This is a genomic window from Cellulosimicrobium sp. NPDC057127, from assembly GCF_042670945.1.
In the GTDB taxonomy this organism is placed as follows: domain Bacteria; phylum Actinomycetota; class Actinomycetes; order Actinomycetales; family Cellulomonadaceae; genus Cellulosimicrobium.
In genome coordinates, this window is record NZ_JBHUUP010000016.1 from 90,742 (window position 1) to 108,333 (window position 17,592).

At 71.7% G+C, this 17,592-nt stretch carries 7 protein-coding genes; all 7 read left to right on the top strand.

All coding sequences use genetic code 11. The features are described from left to right. Positions 1–191: 191 nt before the first annotated feature. The 7 genes from ACFTZA_RS15040 to ACFTZA_RS15070 all read left to right on the top strand — a co-directional run bounded on the left by ACFTZA_RS15040 (position 192) and on the right by ACFTZA_RS15070 (position 17,546). Positions 192–1,733: a sugar ABC transporter ATP-binding protein gene (locus tag ACFTZA_RS15040; RefSeq protein ID WP_378196514.1), complete on the top strand. Its 1,542-nt coding sequence runs from the start codon at positions 192–194 to the stop codon at positions 1,731–1,733. Beyond that, entirely contained in the window at positions 1,730–2,788 is a 1,059-nt protein-coding gene (locus ACFTZA_RS15045; RefSeq protein WP_378196517.1) for an ABC transporter permease, read from the top strand. The genes ACFTZA_RS15040 and ACFTZA_RS15045 overlap by 4 nt, the downstream gene beginning before the upstream one ends. Positions 2,789–2,871: 83 nt before the next feature. After that, positions 2,872–3,849 (top strand): galactofuranose ABC transporter, permease protein YjfF, encoded by a 978-nt coding sequence (yjfF, locus tag ACFTZA_RS15050; protein ID WP_378196542.1) that lies wholly within the window; start codon positions 2,872–2,874, stop codon positions 3,847–3,849. A gap of 358 nt (positions 3,850–4,207) precedes the next feature. After that, entirely contained in the window at positions 4,208–7,102 is a 2,895-nt protein-coding gene (locus tag ACFTZA_RS15055; RefSeq protein ID WP_378196519.1) for a family 43 glycosylhydrolase, read from the top strand. A 149-nt stretch (positions 7,103–7,251) separates the two neighbouring features. Next, positions 7,252–9,672, top strand: a complete 2,421-nt coding sequence (locus tag ACFTZA_RS15060) for a family 43 glycosylhydrolase (RefSeq protein WP_378196521.1) — start codon at positions 7,252–7,254, stop codon at positions 9,670–9,672. A gap of 211 nt (positions 9,673–9,883) precedes the next feature. Then, positions 9,884–14,842 carry a family 43 glycosylhydrolase gene (locus tag ACFTZA_RS15065; protein ID WP_378196524.1) on the top strand — a complete coding sequence of 1,653 codons (4,959 nt, stop codon included), beginning with the start codon at positions 9,884–9,886 and terminating at the stop codon, positions 14,840–14,842. Positions 14,843–14,957: 115 nt separating this feature from the next. Then, positions 14,958–17,546 (top strand): immunoglobulin-like domain-containing protein, encoded by a 2,589-nt coding sequence (locus ACFTZA_RS15070; RefSeq protein WP_378196527.1) that lies wholly within the window; start codon positions 14,958–14,960, stop codon positions 17,544–17,546. Positions 17,547–17,592: the final 46 nt, after the last annotated feature.

The following is a 17,592-nucleotide window of genomic DNA, read 5'->3' on the forward strand; positions in this document are numbered from 1 at the left end:
GCGCGCGCGCCCGCGGCGGGCCCCCCCCGGGGGGGCGCCGCCCCCCCCCCGCCCCCCGCCCCCCCGCCGCGGGGGGGCGCGGGGGGGGGCCCCCCCCCCCCCCCCCGCGACCGCCATCAGGTGCGGCCGGTCGCGGGACCGGTCGTGAGCCGTCGATCGCCGCACGTCGATCGCAGTACGGAAGGTCAGCGATGACAATCCCCAGCACGGACGGTCCGCCCGTCGTCCAGATGACCGGGATCTCGATCGAGTTCCCGGGCGTCAAGGCGCTCGACGGCGTGGACCTCACCCTGCGTCCCGGCGAGGTCCACGCCCTCATGGGTGAGAACGGTGCCGGCAAGTCCACCCTCATCAAGGCGCTCACCGGCGTCTACTCGATCGACGCCGGCCGGATCGTCGTCGACGGCACCGAGCACACGTTCTCCGGCCCGGGCGAGGCCCAGGAGGCCGGGGTCTCGACGGTGTACCAGGAGGTCAACCTCTGCGAGAACCTCTCCGTCGCCGAGAACATCATGCTCGGGCACGAGCTCCGCCGCGCCGGGGCCATCGACTGGCGCGCGACGCGCCGCCGGGCGGGGGAGATGCTCGAGCGTCTCAACCTGCGCATCGACCCCGCGTCCTCGCTCTCGTCGCACTCGCTCGCCATCCAGCAGCTCGTGGCGATCAGCCGCGCGCTCGTCGTCGACGTCAAGGTGCTCATCCTCGACGAGCCGACCTCGAGCCTCGACGCGGACGAGGTCGCCCAGCTCTTCGCCGTCGTCCGCCGCCTGCGGGACGAGGGCGTGGCCATCCTCTTCGTCTCGCACTTCCTCGAGCAGGTCTACGAGATCTCCGACCGCATGACGGTGCTGCGCAACGGCCGACTCGTCGGGGAGTACCGCACCGCCGAGCTGCCGCGGCTCGAGCTCGTGTCGAAGATGATCGGCACGTCGCTCGAAGTCCTGTCGGAGCTCGACGAGGCGCCGAAGCGGACCGCGGCCGACGGCGCGGACACGACGCCGTTCGTCCAGGCGGTCGGGCTCGGTCGCAAGGGCTCGATCCAGCCGTTCGACCTCGACATCCACGCGGGCGAGGTCGTCGGCCTGGCCGGCCTCCTCGGCTCTGGCCGTACCGAGCTCGCACGCCTGCTCGCCGGTGCCGACCACGCCGACACGGGCCAGACGCGCATCGGCGGGCTGGTCCGCCGGCTGCGCACCCCGCGCGCGGCGATGCGCGAGAAGATCGCGTTCTCCTCGGAGCACCGCAAGGCGGAGGGCATCGTCGGCGACCTGACGATCCGCGAGAACATCGTCCTCGGGCTCCAGGCCGAGCGCGGCTGGGCGCGGCGCCTGCCGCGCAAGCAGGTCGACGAGCTCGTCGACAAGTACATCCAGGCGCTCGCCATCCGGCCCGCGAACCCGGACGCGCTCATCAAGAACCTGTCGGGCGGCAACCAGCAGAAGGTACTCCTCGCGCGCTGGCTCGCGACCGCTCCCAAGCTGCTCATCCTCGACGAGCCCACACGCGGCATCGACGTCGGCGCCAAGGCCGAGATCCAGAAGCTCGTGGCGCAGCTCGCGAGCGAGGGCATGTCGGTCCTGTTCATCTCGGCGGAGCTCGAGGAGGTCCTGCGCCTCAGCCACCGGATCGCCGTGCTGCGCGACCGGGTCAAGGTCGCCGAGATCACCAACGACGACGACGTCTCCGTCGAGAGCGTCGTCGAGCTCATCGCGAGCGGAGGCCCCACGTCATGACCGCCACCACGTCCACCTGGCAGCGGGTGTACCACCACCGGTTGTTCTGGCCGGTCGTCGCGCTGGTCGCGCTGCTCGTCGCCAACACGGTCAACCGCCCGAGCTTCCTGTCGGTGCGGGTGCAGGACGGCCACCTGTTCGGTGCGCTGATCAACCTGCTGAAGAACGGCGCGCCCCTGCTGCTCGTCGCCCTCGGCATGACGCTCGTCATCGCGACGCGCGGCATCGACCTCTCGGTCGGCGCGGTCGTCGCGATCTCCGGAGCCGTCGCCCTGAGCTTCATCGCGTCGTCGCCGGACCCCGGCAGCGTCACCACCGTCCTCGTGGCCATCGGGATCGCGCTCGCGCTGTCCTTCGTCCTCGGGGTGTGGAACGGCTTCCTCGTCTCGGTGCTCGGGATCCAGCCCATCATCGCGACGCTCGTCCTCATGACCGCCGGGCGCGGTGTCGCGATGCTCATCACGGGCGGTCAGATCACGACCGTCAACAGCGAGCCGTTCCGGACCCTCGGGTCCGGGTTCTGGCTCGGGCTGCCCGTCGCGGTGATCATCGCCGGTCTGGTGTTCGCGGCCGTGGCGCTGCTCACGCGGCGCACCGCGCTCGGGATGCTCATCGAGTCGGTCGGCATCAACCCCGAGGCCAGCCGCCTCGCCGGGGTGCGGGCGCGGACGATCATCTGGACCGTCTACGCCGTCAGCGCCCTCTTCGCCGGTGTCGCCGGCCTCATCATCAGCTCGAACGTCATGGCGGCCGACGCGAACAACGCCGGCCTGTTCATCGAGCTCGACGCGATCCTCGCCGTCGTCATCGGCGGCACGTCGCTCGCCGGCGGCAAGTTCTCGCTCTCGGGGACGCTCGTGGGCGTCCTCGTCATCCAGACGCTCACGCTCACGGTGACGATGCTGGGCATCTCGCCGTCCGTGACGCCGCTGTTCAAGGCGATCGTCGTCATCGCGGTCTGCCTCGCGCAGTCGCCGAAGGCGCGCGAGATGATCGCCGCCCGACGACGCCGCGCGGCGCGCACGCCCGCCCAGGCCGCGGAGGTGACCGCCTGATGTCCACCGTCAAGACGCCCACGCCCACCTCGCCCCGGGAACCGGGCAACGAGCCATCGCACGCGGCCGGCACGACCGCCGGCATGGCGACGCGCTTCTCGTCGCGCATCCGGCTGGACCGCCGCTACCTGCCCGTGGTCGGCACGTTCGTCGTCCTCGCGCTCATGCTCGCCGTCGGCGGCAGCCGGTACGAGAACTTCCTCTCCGGGCGCGTCATCTCGAACCTGTTCATCAACAACTCGTTCCTCATCGTGCTCGCCGTGGGCATGACGTTCGTGATCCTCACGGGCGGCATCGACCTGTCCGTGGGCGCCGTCGTCGCCCTGTCGGGCGTCACCGCGGCGTCCCTGCTGCAGAGCGGGTGGCCCGCCGCCGTCGTCATCCCGCTGGTCGTGCTGATCGGCACCGTCCTCGGGTTCGTCGTCGGCATCATGGTGCACGTCTTCGACATCCAACCGTTCATCGCGACGTTGGCGGCGATGTTCCTCGCACGAGGCCTCTGCTACGTCATCAGCCTCGAGTCGATCCCGATCACCGACGAGACGTTCGTGTCCATCGCGAGCTGGAGCCAGCAGCTCGGTCCCGAGTGGCGCGTGACGACGGCCGTCGTGGTGGCCCTCGTCGTCGTCGCCGCCGCGTTCTTCCTGCTGCACTACACGCAGTTCGGCCGGACGGTCTACGCGATCGGTGGCGGCGAGCAGTCCGCGATGCTCATGGGTCTGCCCGTCGCGCGCACCAAGGTGCTGGTCTACGTGGTGAGCGGCACGTGCGCCGGGATCGGCGGTCTGCTGTTCGCGATGTTCTCCCGGTCGGGCTACTCCCTGACCGGTGTGGGCATGGAGCTCGACGCGATCGCCGCCGTGGTCATCGGCGGCACGCTCCTCACCGGCGGGACCGGCTTCGTGCTGGGGTCGGTCCTCGGCGTGCTCGTGCTCGGCCTGATCCAGACGATCATCACGTTCGAGGGCACGCTCTCGTCCTGGTGGACGAAGATCGTCATCGGCGCGCTGCTGCTCGTGTTCGTCATCCTGCAGCGCGTGCTCGTCGTCCGACGGCGGTAGCCCCCTTCCCGCACCGGGCGTGGGCGTCGCGCCACGAGCCCACCGCCCGTCCGGCGTCCCGTCGTCCCCCGGTACCGGGGACGGCGGGACGTCCGCCGTGGGCCGGCCGGAGCCATTGCGCCATGTGAACGCTCACACTACGGTGGTGCTCGTTGTGAACGCTCACACACCGCGGTGTGCGCGGGACTCTCGACGAGGAGAGCAGGCCATGGAACCACGACGCAGACCGTCCCGCTCCTGAGCCGGATGACGGCTCCGCCTCGTGGCCGGTCCGACGGGCCGCGAGGGAACGGCGGACGCGGGGGCGACGTCCGCATCGACGACAGCACGCTGCAGGACCTCGACGAGGAGGAACGGCATGACAGCACGGCACGACGGGCGGCGCCGCCGAGCGCTCGCGATCGCGCTCGCGAGCGCCCTGACCCTGGGTGCGACGGGCGGTGCGGCCGGCACCGCGACCGCGGACGAGCAGGACCTCCCGCTCTCCGGCCTGACGACCACGGACAACGGTGACGGCACGTACGACGTCCCGCTGCTGCGCAGCGACGTCCCCGACATCAGCGTCACGCGGGTCCCTGCCGCGGAGAACGACGAGGGTCGCGACGTCTACTACATGATCAGCACGACGATGCACCTCGCGCCCGGCGCCCCGATCATGAAGTCGTACGACCTCGTGAGCTGGGAGATCGTCAACTACGTGTACGACCGGCTGGGCACCGGCGACGTGTCGTCGCTGCGCAACGGGCAGAACGGCTACGGCAACGGGCAGTGGGCGTCGTCGCTGCGGTACCACGACGGCACGTTCTACGTCGTGTTCAACACCAACGACCTCGGCGGCTCGTACCTCTTCCGCACCGACGACGTCGAGGACGGTGCCTGGGAGCGCACGCCGCTCGGCCGCGGGCTGCACGACCCCTCGCTGTTCTTCGACGACGCGAACGGGGGGACGCCGTACATCTTCTACGGGTCCGGGGCGACGAGCGCCGTGCGGCTGGACGACGACCTCACCGAGATCGTCGCGGACTACCCGAACATCTTCCGGGCCCAGGACTACGCGGGCGAGCCGTTCATCGGCGGGCTGTTCGAGGGCGCGCAGGTCCACCACATCGACGGCCAGTACTACGTCGCGATCATCACGTGGCCCCCGGGGCAGGGGCGTCAGGAGGTGCTGTTCCGCTCGCCGCACCTGCTCGGCCGCTACCAGACCGAGGACGGGTCCAACCCCTACGAGGCGCGCAGCGCGCTCAACTCCGACGGCTTCGCCCAGGGCGGCCTCGTCGAGGTGCCCGACGGCGACGGCGGGTACGAGTGGTGGGGCATGTTCTTCCGGGACACGTACCCCCTCGGCCGCATCCCTGCGCTCATCCCGGCGACGTGGGAGGACGGCTGGCCGACCTTCGGGGACGACGGCTCGGTCCGCGTGGGCGACACGTTCACCAAGCCGATCGTGCTCGACGAGGCGACCGAGCGGCGCGAGCGGCTCAAGAGCATCGTCGCGTCGGACGACTTCGCGAACGACGCCGAGCACAAGGCGTTCAGCGACACCGTGTGGGAGGTGCCGGACGCGCCGGTGTACGACGAGTCGCTGCTCGACGTCGAGCTCGTGACCAACCCCGGGTTCGAGGACGCGACGACCGCGCCCTGGGGCGCGCAGTACGGGGCGACCGTCGCGCGGGACACCACCGCCCCGGCGTCGGGCACCGCCGCGCTGCGGGTGAGCGGCCGCACGCTCAACGGGTCGGGACCGAACCAGCAGCTCGGCGGAGAGGTCCAGGCAGGCGTCACGTACGAGGTCTCGGCCCGGGTGCGGTACGACGCGGGGCCGGCGCAGGTCCGGTTCAACGTCGTCGGCGACTGGGGCGACGGCGTGAAGACCCTCGCGTGGGCGAACGCGGTCCCGGGGGAGTGGACCACGGTCCGCGGCACGTACACCGTGCCCGCCGACGCCGACGTGAGCACCTTCAAGCTCGCCGTGGAGACGCCGTGGGGGAACCCGCAGCCGCCGTCGTCGAGCGTCGAGTACCTGCTCGACGACGTCTCGCTCGTCGGCCGGGCGCCGGACCGCGAGCACCCCACGGCGGAGGAGGTCGCGTACAACGGGTCCGACCTCGACCTCGCGTGGCAGTGGAACCACGCGCCGGACAACCGCTACTGGTCCCTCACCGAGCGCGAGGGATGGCTGCGCCTGACCAACGGGCACGTCGTCACGGGGGAAGCCGAGTACACCAAGGCGCCCGGTCGCGACCTCACGTACCTCGAGGAGGCGCGCAACACGCTCGGCCAGCGCACGTTCGGCCCGACGTCGTCCGCCGAGGCGCGGCTCGACGTCTCCGGGATGCGCGACGGCGACGTCGCCGGGCTCGCGGTCTACGGTCGCAGCTTCGCGTACGCGGGGATCCAGCAGGTGGACGGCGCGCGCACGCTCGGCCTCGTCACCCGGCTCCAGCCGTTCACGGAGACGATCGACCGCGACGCCGTCGAGTCGTTCGTCGCCGGCTCGCAGGTCCCGCTGGGCGCGGGCACCGACGTGCACCTCAAGGCGGACGCCGACTTCGCCTCGCGCCCGGGCCAGCTGTGGGTCCAGTACTCCTACAGCCTCGACGGGGCCACGTGGCAGCCGCTCGGCGCGCCGCAGGGTCCGCTCGTCATGGACTGGAGCCTGTCGCACTTCATGGGCTACCGGTTCGGCCTCTTCTCCTACGCCAAGGAGCAGACCGGCGGTCACGTGGACGTCGACCACTTCCTGCTGAGCGACGTGCTCGACGCCGACGGCGGTGCCGACACCACGGCGCTCGACGCGCTCGTCGCCCGGGCCGAGGCGCTCGACGCCGCGGACCACACGCCCGACTCGTGGGCCGAGGTCGCACGGGCCCTCGCGTGGGCGCGCGCCACGACGACGCCGTCGACCCAGAACCAGGCCGACGCGCCGGCCCGGGCGCTCGCCCTCGCGCTCGCGTCGCTCGTCGAGGTGGCGCCGCCGCCGGTCGCGTTCGCGGCCGAGGCCGACCTGCGGGCGCTGGGCGGCAGGGACCACGTCGCGGTCCGGGTGACGAACGAGGAGGACGTCCCGGTCGACGTCGTCATGGCCACGCCGTACGGCAGCCGGACCTTCACGGACGTCGAGCCCGGGAGGAACGCCTACCAGGCGTTCGCGACACGGCTCGCCGACGCGCCCGCGGGCGAGGTCACGGTGACGGTGACCCGCGCGGGCGACGGGGCGTCGCACTCGCGCACGCTCCCCTACGGCGGGTGACGGGGGTGCCCGGCCGGGACGGCCGGCCGGGCACCGTCCGAGGACGGAGAGGAGGGTCGACCCGCGACGGCGACGAGGCCGTCGTGCAGCACCGTCCTCGCGAGCACCGCGAGGACGGGTCAGAGCAGGGACGTGATCAAGGAGGATCCATGGACATGCACCATCGACGACGACGCCGGTCCCGGCGCGTCCTCGCGGGGACCGCGCTCGCCGCGCTGGTGGCCGCGTCGCTCACGGCGACGTTGCCGTCCTACGCCGCCGACGAGGAGCTCGTCGTCAACGGCGGGTTCGAGGACGGCACCTCGGGGTGGTTCGTCAACAACGGGAACGCGACCGACGGCGGCACCCTCTCGACGACGGCCGACGCGGCCTCGGGCGACGCGGCCGCGCTGATGACGGACCGGGCAACGACCGGGTCGGGGCCGATGCAGGACCTGAGCGGCAAGGTGCAGGCAGGGGAGACGTACGAGCTCACCGCGAAGATCAAGTACACCGCCGCGGAGAGCCCGGCGACCAAGCAGTTCTTCGCCACCATGCACTACGGCGGCGGGTCCTACACGAACCTGGTGAGCGTCACGGCGACGCGGGGCCAGTGGGCGACGATCTCCGGGACGTTCACCATCCCGGCGTCCCAGAGCGTCGGGACCGCGCGCCTGTTCTTCGAGACGCCGTGGACGAGCTCGCCGTCGTCCGACCCGGCGACGCACCTCATGGACTTCGTGCTCGACGACGTGTCGGTCGTCGGGGCGCCACCGCCGCCGCCCGCGTCGCGGACGATCGAGGTGCTCGGCAAGATCCCGGGTGAGCACAACCCGCTGATCTCGCACAAGTTCGGCGCGGACGCGTTCGGCTTCGTGGACGACGGCCGGGTCTACCTCTACATGACGAACGACACGCAGGGCTACGAGCCCGACCCCGCCACGGGAGTCTCGCCGCAGATCAACTACGGGGACATCAACCAGATCACGCTCATCTCGTCCGAGGACCTCGTGAACTGGACCGACCACGGCGAGATCCAGGTCGCGGGACCGCAGGGCGTCGCGCCGTTCACGAACAACTCGTGGGCGCCGGGCATGGCGAAGAAGGTCGTCGACGGCGAGGAGAAGTACTTCCTCTACTACGCCAACGGCGGCGGGTCCTCGAACGTCATCACGGGGGAGTCCCCGCTGGGTCCCTGGACGAGCGAGCGCGACAGCACGCTGATCGACGGCCGCACGCCGGGCGCCGAGGCGGTCGCGTGGAAGTTCGACCCGGCCCCGCTCGTCACGGACGACGGCGACGCGTACCTGTACTTCGGCGGTGGCCCGGCGTCGACGTCGATGCCGGCGGCTGAGCGCTTCAACAACCCGAAGAACATCCGCGTCATCGAGCTCGGCGACGACATGGTCTCGACGCAGGGCACGGCCGCCGTGGTGGACGCGCCCGTCGCGTTCGAGGCGGCGCAGGTGTTCGAGCGCGAGGGCACGTACTACCTCTCGTACTCGTCCCACTTCGGCGGGAACGACTTCGGCGGGAACCAGACGCCGCTGCCCGGGTACCCCGGCGGCGGGCAGATCGGCTACATGATGTCCGACGACCCGATGTCGTTCCCCAAGGAGACGTACGCGGGCGTGCTGTTCCCCAACCAGTCGCAGTTCTTCGGCGCCGGCACCGGGGGCAACAACCACCAGTCCGTGTTCGAGCTCGACGGCAAGTTCTACTTCACGTACCACGCCCCGACGCTCAACAAGCGGATCACCGGGAACACGACCCAGGGCTACCGCAGCCCGCACATCCAGGAGCTGACGTTCAACGCGGACGGCACGATCCAGCAGGTCGTGGGCGACTACGCCGGTCCGGACCAGGTCAAGGACTTCGACCCGTTCCGGGTGATCGAGGCCGAGACGTTCGGCTGGCAGCAGGGTCTGACCACCGAGGCGGTCGACCGCGGCTCCGCGCAGTTCGGTGACGATGCGCCGAACCTCGTCGTCCGTGACGTGGACGACGGGGACTGGTCGGCGCTCTCGTCGGTCGACTTCGGCGACGGCGCGACGTCCGTCACGGCGCGCGTGAAGCCGCTGGTGGCGGGGGCCCGGGTCGAGGTGCGCCTCGACGACCGCACCGGTCCGGTGGTGGGGACGGTCGAGCTCGACTCCCCGGTCGGAGAGTGGTCCGAGGTCACGGCGGAGCTCTCCGGCGTCGCCGGGGTGCACGACGTGTACTTCACGTTCTCCGGTCCGGAGGGTGAGGACCTGGTCGAGGTCGACACATGGGAGTTCGCGGCGGGTGACGCCGTCCCGGGCGTCGACCTCGAGGTGACGGCGCAGCCGCGGTGCCTCGCGGGCAAGGTGTACGTCGCGGTCCGCGCGACGAACGGTGAGGACGTGCCCGTCGACGTGACGCTCTCGACGCCGTACGGCGAGAAGGCGTTCGCCGACGTCGCACCCGGCAGGAACGCGTACCAGTCGTTCCCGGCGCGTGCCGCGACCGTGCCCGCGGGCTCGGCGACGGTGACGGCGAGCGCCGTGCTCGACGGCGAGGAGGTGACGGGGAGCGTCGACGTCGCCCACGACGCGCTCGACTGCGGCTGACGCCGTCCGTGCGGTGGGGCCCCGGGGCCGTGAGGTGGACTCGCGGCCTCGGGGCCCCACCGTGCGCTCGTGCGCGCCGTTCGTTCCTGATCGTTCCGGGACGGGACCTGTCCCGTCCCGAGGCGGTCCTGTTAGCGTTCACATCCACCGGTCCGACGACGGGCCGCGCCGCCCGGCGACGACGCCGGGGTACGACGACGAGGAGTCATCGATGACCTCACGCCACGCCACTCCACCGGCCAGACCGCCCGCAGCACGGTCGCGCCGGCGCGCGCTCGCCGGTGCGCTCGGGCTCGCGCTGGTGGCACCGCTCGCGACCGCGGCGACCGCCGCCGCGTCACCTGCGCCGGCCACGACCACCACTGCGACGACCGCCGCCGGGGCGGTCGCCACCGCAGCACCCACGACGGACGGCCTGCAGCTGTGGCTGCCGCTCGACGAGACCGCGGGCACCGTCGCGCACGACGCGTCGGGCAGCGGTCTGGACGCGACGCTGGTGGGCACCGGTGGCGGCTGGCTCGAGGGCCAGGGGCTGACCTTCGGCGGCTCGAACCACGTCGACCTCCCCGACGACCTGCTCGCCGGCACGGACGCCGTCACGGTGAGCGCCGACGTCTGGATCGACCCGACCCTCTCGGGGAACTACTTCTTCTACACCCTCGGCAACCCGGCCGTGGGCACCCCGCAGTCCGGGGACGGCTACCTGTTCTCGACCGGGAACGCGAACTACCGCGCGACCATCTCCGACCTCGCCTGGGGTCGCGAGCAGAACACCGCGAAGGCACCGGCGGCGCCGCTCGCCCGCGGCGTGTGGAAGACCGTGACCTACACGCTCGCCGACGGCACCGCGCGCCTGTACGAGGACGGCGCGCAGGTCGGGCAGAACACCGCGGTGACCATCACCCCGGGCGCGATCGGCGGCGGCACCACGACGGCCAACGCGCTCGGGAGGTCCGCGTACGCGGCGGACAACCTCTTCAAGGGCCGCATGAAGGACTTCCGGCTCTACGACCGCGCGCTCACGGCGCAGGAGGTCGCGGACCTCGCCGCGGACGGCGCGGCGGAGGCGGTGGCCGCCGACGCCGCCGCGCTCGACCTCGGCGACACGAGCGCCGTCGTCACGGACCTCGCGCTGCCCGCGAAGGGTGTCGGCGGGTCCGCCGTCACGTGGGCCACGTCGGACGACGGCGTCGTCGCCGCCGACGGCACCGTGACGCGTCCCGCCGCGGGCGAGGAGCCCGCGACCGCGACGCTCACCGCCACGGTCGCGCTGCGCGGCACGAGCGAGACGCGCGCCTTCGTCGTCACGGTGCTCCCGGGCGACGGTGACCAGGCGAAGGCCGAGGCCGCCGTCGCGGCGATCGAGGTCGCGAACCTCGACGACGTGCGCGGTCACCTGACCCTGCCCACCACCGGCCTCCACGGTGCGAGCGTGAGCTGGGCGTCGTCGTCGGCCACCGTCACGCCGACCGGCGAGGTGACGCGCCCCGCCCACGGCGAGGACGCCGAGACGGTCACGCTCACCGCCACGGCCACCGTCGGCGCGGCGACCGCGACGCGCGAGCTGACCGCGCACGTGCCGCCGCTGCCCGAGCAGGAGGAGCTCGAGGGCTACCTGTTCTCGTACTTCGTCGGCGAGGGCACCGCCACGGGCGAGCAGGTGTACTTCGGCCTGAGCCAGGGCAACGACCCGCTGAACTACCAGAACCTCAACGACAACCAGCCCGTGCTGACGTCGGAGCTCGGCGAGAAGGGCCTGCGGGACCCTTTCATCATCCGCTCGCCCGAGGGCGACAAGTTCTACCAGATCGCCACCGACCTGCGGATCTACGACGGCAACGGCTGGGACGCGGCACAGCGGCAGGGCTCGCGGTCGATCATGGTCTGGGAGTCCACGGACCTCGTGAACTGGACCGACCAGCGCCTCGTCGAGGTCTCCCCGGAGACCGCGGGCAACACGTGGGCGCCCGAGGCGTACTACGACGAGTCGATCGACGCGTACGTGGTGTTCTGGGCGTCGAAGCTCTACGCGGAGGACGACCCCGGCCACACCGGCAACAGCTACAACCGCATGATGTACGCGACGACGCGCGACTTCGTGACGTTCTCCGAGGCGCAGGTGTGGGTCGACCCGGGCTACTCCGTCATCGACTCCACCGTCGCGCAGGACGACGACGGCACGTTCTACCGCTTCACCAAGGACGAGCGGAACAACACGTCGTCCACGCCGTGCTCGAAGTTCATCCTCGCGGAGCGCTCGGACGAGCTGCTCTCGACCGACTGGGAGTACGTCACCGACTGCATCGGCAAGGCGAACTCGATCAGCGGCGGCATCAACCAGGGCGAGGGCCCGACGATCTTCAAGTCCAACACCGAGGAGAAGTGGTACCTCTTCATCGACGAGTTCGGCGGCCGCGGCTACGTGCCGTTCGAGTCCACCTCGCTCGACGCGGCGGAGTGGACCATGTCGACCGACTACGAGATGCCGTCGCGCCCGCGCCACGGCACCGTGCTCCCGGTGACGCAGGCGGAGTACGACCGCCTGCTGCGCACGTACCAGCCCGACGCGTTCGTCGAGGCCGTCGACGACGTCGCGGTCACGGTCCAGACCGGCTCGGAGCCGATGCTGCCCGCCGAGGTCACCGCGCACTTCGCGGACGGGTCCACGGGCCCGGCCGACGTCACGTGGGACGCCGTCGACCCGGCGTCGTACGCGCAGGAGGGCGAGTTCGTCGTCGAGGGCAGCCTCGGCGGCGGGGTGAGCGTCCGCGCCCGCGCGGTCGTGACCGTCACGGACGAGGCGGTGCCGGTCGAGGGCCTGACCGTCACCCCCGGGTCGGTGCAGGTCGGCGTCGGCGGCACGCGGCAGCTCACCGCCACCGTGACGCCGGCGAACGCCAGCGCACGGGCGATCACGTGGGCGTCCGACGACGAGTCGGTCGCCACGGTCTCGGCCGACGGCGTCGTCACGGGCGTCGACGAGGGCCACGCCATGGTCACCGCGACCACCGCGGACGGGTCACGCACCGTGTACGTCGCGATCGAGGTGACGCAGGACGTCCCGGGCCTCGTGGTCCGGTACGCCCTGGACGAGACGAGCGGCACGACGGCGGCCAACTCGGCGCCCGGCGGCACGATCGGCGCCGCCACGCTGACGAACGGCGCCCGCTTCGCCGGTGACGGCGAGGGCGTGGCGCTCGACGGGACGGACGACTACGTCGATCTGCCCGACCACCTGCTCGCCGGCCTCACGGACATCACCGTGAGCCTCGACGTCAAGATCGCGACGGACCAGGCGACGCCGTACTTCGTCTACGGCCTCGGCAACTCCAGCGGATCGGCCGGGAACGGCTACCTGTTCACGACGGGCAACGCCTACCGCACGTCGATCGCGACGGGGAACTGGAACACCGAGCAGACGGTGAGCAAGAGCGCCGACCTGCAGCGCGGCGTCTGGAAGCACCTCACGTACACGCTCGAGGGCACGACCGCCGTGCTCTACGAGGACGGCGTCGAGGTGGGCCGCCAGGAGAACGTCACCATCGACCCCGAGGACATCGGGGGCGGGCAGACGCTCGCGAACTACATCGGCCGCTCGCTGTACTCGGGCGACCGCTACCTCAAGGGCTCGGTCCGCGACTTCCGGGTCTACGACCGCGCGCTCACGGCGGACGAGGTGTTCCAGCTCGGGGCCGACCACACGGCCGTCACCGGCGCCGAGCTCGACGCGCTGAAGGTTCCGGCGATCGTCGACGGCGCGAGCTCCACGGTCACGCTCCCGGTGGAGCCGGGCACGGACCTCACGGCGCTCGCGCCGGTCCTCGCGGTCTCGCCGCGTGCGACGGTGTCGCCGGAGAACGGGTCGGTGCACGACTTCACCGAGCCGGTCGAGTACACGGTGACCGGGCCGGACGGGTCGTCGCGCACGTGGACGGTCCAGGCGAAGGAGATGAACAGCCCCGTCCTGCCCGGGCGGTACGCCGACCCGAACATCGCGCAGTTCGGCGACACGTTCTACCTCTACGCGACGACCGACGGCACCCCCGGCTGGGGCGGCAAGGACTTCTACGTCTGGAAGTCCACGGACCTGGTCGACTGGGAGCGCTCGGAGGAGCCGTTCCTCACGCTCGACGGCGCGAACGGGAACGTCCCGTGGGCGACCGGCAACGCGTGGGCGCCGACGATCATCGAGCGGGACGGGAAGTACTACTTCTACTTCTCCGGCCACAACCCGACGTACGACCGCAAGACGATCGGCGTCGCGGTGGCCGACAGCCCCGAGGGACCGTTCACCGCGGAACCGACGGCGATGATCACCAACGGTGAGCCGATCGCCTCGGGCCAGGCCATCGACCCGGCGGCGTTCCACGACCCGCAGACCGGGAAGTACTGGCTCCTGTGGGGCAACGGCGGCCCGTCGAACGGCCCGGTCATGGCCGAGCTGTCCGACGACATGACGTCGATCGAGCAGGACACGCTGCGCCGCATCCCGGGGCTGACGGACTTCCGCGAGGACCTGTTCGTCAACTTCCGCGACGGGATCTACCACCTCACGTACTCGATCGACGACACCGGGTCGCCGAACTACCGCGTAGGGTACGCCACCGCGACGAGCATGGAGGGCCCGTGGACCTACCGCGGCGTCATCCTCGAGAAGGACCCGTCGCAGGGCATCCTCGGGACCGGGCACAGCTCGATCCTCAACGTCGCGGGCACGGACGACTGGTACATCGCGTACCACCGCTTCGCGATCCCGGGCGGCAACGGCACCAACCGCGAGACGACGATCGACCGGCTGACGTTCGGCGAGGACGGCCTGATCCAGGAGGTCACGCCGACGCTCGAGAGCGTCGACCCGGTCGACGTCGCCCCGCAGCCCGAGGTCGAGCTCACCGTCGAGGCCACCCCGCGGTGCCTCGCCGGCAAGGTCTACCTCGCGGTCCGGGCCACCAACGCGGGCGACGTGCCCGCGGACGTCACGCTCGCGACGCCGTTCGGCGAGAAGACGGTCGCGGACGTGGCTCCGGGGAAGTCGGCCTACCAGGCCTTCCCGGTCCGGGCGACGTCGCTCGCGGCCGGCACGGCGACGGTCACGGGCACCGCGGTGCTCGACGGCGAGCCCGTCACCACGGAGTACGAGGTCGACTACGACGCCGCCACCTGCGGCTGACCCACGCGCGAGGTAGAAACGCAGGTCGCGAGGTAGAACCCGCCGGGTCCTACCTCGCGACCGCGGGTTCTACCTCGCGAGACGAACGTTTCATCTCGACGAGGAGAAGGACGACATGACAGGACTCAGGACCCGCGCCCCACGGCGCCGGACGGCGGGGATCGCCGTCGGGCTCGTCGGCGCGCTCACCGCGACGATGCTCGCGGCCGCCACCGCGCCGGCCGTCGCCGACGTCGGCGGACCCGCGGACGAGGGGCTCGTCGCCTGGTACCCGCTCGACGCTGCCAGCACGACGGACGGCACGACGGCGAACCTCGCGGAGGGCTCGACGTTCGGCCCGGCCACGGTGCACGGTGCGACGGCGACCCCCGACGGGCTCGCGCTCGACGGCACCGACGACTACGTCGACCTGCCCGACCACCTGCTGGCGGGGATCACCGACGCCACGGTGAGCCTCGACGTGCTCGTCGACCCCAGCCAGGGCACGCCGTACTTCATCTACGGCCTGGGCAACACGAGCGGCACGGCGGGCAACGGCTACCTCTTCACGACGGGGAACGCCTACCGGACGTCGATCGCGACCGGCAACTGGTCGACCGAGCAGACGGTCACGAAGGGCTCGAACCTCACGCGCGGCGTGTGGAAGACGCTCACGTGGACGCTCTCGGGCACCACGGCGACGCTCTACGAGGACGGGGTGCAGGTCCGTCAGGCCACGAACGTCACGACCGACCCCGGGCAGATCGGCGCCGGGCAGACGACGGCGAACTACGTCGGCCGGTCGGTCTACTCCGGCGACCGGTACCTCAAGGGCCAGGTCCGCGACTTCCGGCTCTACGACCGCGCGGTCACCGCGGCCGAGGCCGCCCAGCTCGCGGCGGGCACGGCGACGGCGGCGGCCGACGCCGACGTCGCGGCGCTCGACCTCGGCGACACGAGCGCGGTCACGGCCGACCTGACGCTGCCGACGGCGGGCGCCCAGGGGTCGGCCATCACGTGGACGTCGTCCGACGCCGCCGTGGTCTCCGCGGCGGGGAAGGTGACGCGTCCCGCGGCCGGTGCGGACGACGCGACGGTGACGCTCACCGCCACCGTCACGCGCGGCGCCGTCACCCGGACCGCGGCGTTCGACGTCACCGTCCTCGCGCAGCTCGAGCCTGCCGAGGCGGCGCAGTGGGACGCCGAGCACGTCTCGATCCCGCACCTCGACGACGTGCGCGGCAACCTCACGCTCCCGGCCACCGGGGAGAACGGCTCGACGCTCGCGTGGGCCTCGTCCGACGCCGCGACCGTCTCCGCCACCGGTGAGGTGACGCGACCGGCGCACGGCGAGGAGCCGGTCGTCGTGCAGCTCACGGTCACCGCGACCAAGGACGGCGCGACCGCCACGCACACGTACGACGCGACCGTGCTCCCGAGCCCGGCTGACGCCGACTACGAGGGGTACTTCTTCCCGTACTTCGAGGGGGAGAGCACGCCCGACGGCGAGTCGGTCTACTTCAGCGTGAGCGACGGCAACGACCCGCTGGACTGGGTAGAGCTCAACGACGGCGAGCCGGTGCTCACGTCCACGCTCGGCGAGAAGGGCCTGCGCGACCCGTTCATCATCCGCTCGCCCGAGGGTGACCGGTTCTTCATGCTCGCCACCGACCTGCGCATCTACGGCGGGAACGACTTCGGCAACGCGCAGGAGCGCGGGTCGCGGGCCCTGATGATCTGGGAGTCGACGGACCTGGTGAACTGGTCCGAGCAGCGCATGGTCACCGTGTCGAGCGAGTACGCGGGCAACACGTGGGCGCCCGAGGCGTTCTGGGACGCCGAGCGCGGCGAGTACATCGTCTACTGGGCGTCCGCGCTCTACCCGACGACCGACACCTCTGGCCGCGACATCGCGACCTCCTACCAGCGCATGATGTACGCCACCACGCGCGACTTCGTGACGTTCAGCGAGCCGCAGGTGTGGATCGACGAGAAGCGCGGCAACGGCCTCGGCATGATCGACTCGTCGATCGTCGAGCACGAGGGCACGTACTACCGGTTCACCAAGGACGAGGCGTACATGATCCCGCGCCTGGAGAAGTCGACGGATCTGCGGTCGACGGACTGGGAGCTCGTCGCCGAGCGCATCGGGTACGGCGAGCCGAACCCGTGGGGCGGCACGTTCACCAACGGGGAGGGGCCGACGGCGTTCCGCTCGAACCTCGAGGAGAAGTGGTACCTGTTCGTGGACCAGCCGAGCTACCACGGGGGCGAGGGGTACATGGCGTTCGAGTCGACGGACCTCGACTCGGGCGAGTGGACCGCGGTGGACGCGCAGCTGCCCAGCAGCCCGCGCCACGGCACGGTCCTGCCGGTCACGGCCGCCGAGCACGCCGCGCTCCTCGCGGCGTACGGGGACGAGGAGCCGGCGCCGGAGCTCGCGGTCGACGTCGAGGTGTCGCCGCGCTGCCTCGCCGGCAAGGCCTACGTCGCGGTCCGAGCGACGCACGGCGAGGACGTGCCGGTCGACGTGACGCTCACGACGCCGTACGGCACGCGGACGTTCGCGGACGTCGCGCCGGGCCGCTCGGCCTACCAGGCGTTCCCGGTGCGTGCGACGTCGGCACCGGCCGGCACCGCCACCGTCACCGCCGCCGCGACCCTCGACGGCACCGAGGTGACGACCAGCCGGGAGAGCGCGTTCGAGGCGCTCGCCTGCGGCTGACGCCGTACCCGCACGACGCCCGGCCCGCGCCCCTCCACCGGGGGCG

Coding starts and splice junctions, on each gene's coding strand:
- yjfF (WP_378196542.1), top strand. CDS start 2,872: ATGGCGACGCGCTTCTCGTCGCGCATCCGGCTGGACCGCCGCTACCTG.
- ACFTZA_RS15060 (WP_378196521.1), top strand. CDS start 7,252: ATGGACATGCACCATCGACGACGACGCCGGTCCCGGCGCGTCCTCGCG.
- ACFTZA_RS15065 (WP_378196524.1), top strand. CDS start 9,884: ATGACCTCACGCCACGCCACTCCACCGGCCAGACCGCCCGCAGCACGG.
- ACFTZA_RS15070 (WP_378196527.1), top strand. CDS start 14,958: ATGACAGGACTCAGGACCCGCGCCCCACGGCGCCGGACGGCGGGGATC.
- ACFTZA_RS15045 (WP_378196517.1), top strand. CDS start 1,730: ATGACCGCCACCACGTCCACCTGGCAGCGGGTGTACCACCACCGGTTG.
- ACFTZA_RS15055 (WP_378196519.1), top strand. CDS start 4,208: ATGACAGCACGGCACGACGGGCGGCGCCGCCGAGCGCTCGCGATCGCG.
- ACFTZA_RS15040 (WP_378196514.1), top strand. CDS start 192: ATGACAATCCCCAGCACGGACGGTCCGCCCGTCGTCCAGATGACCGGG.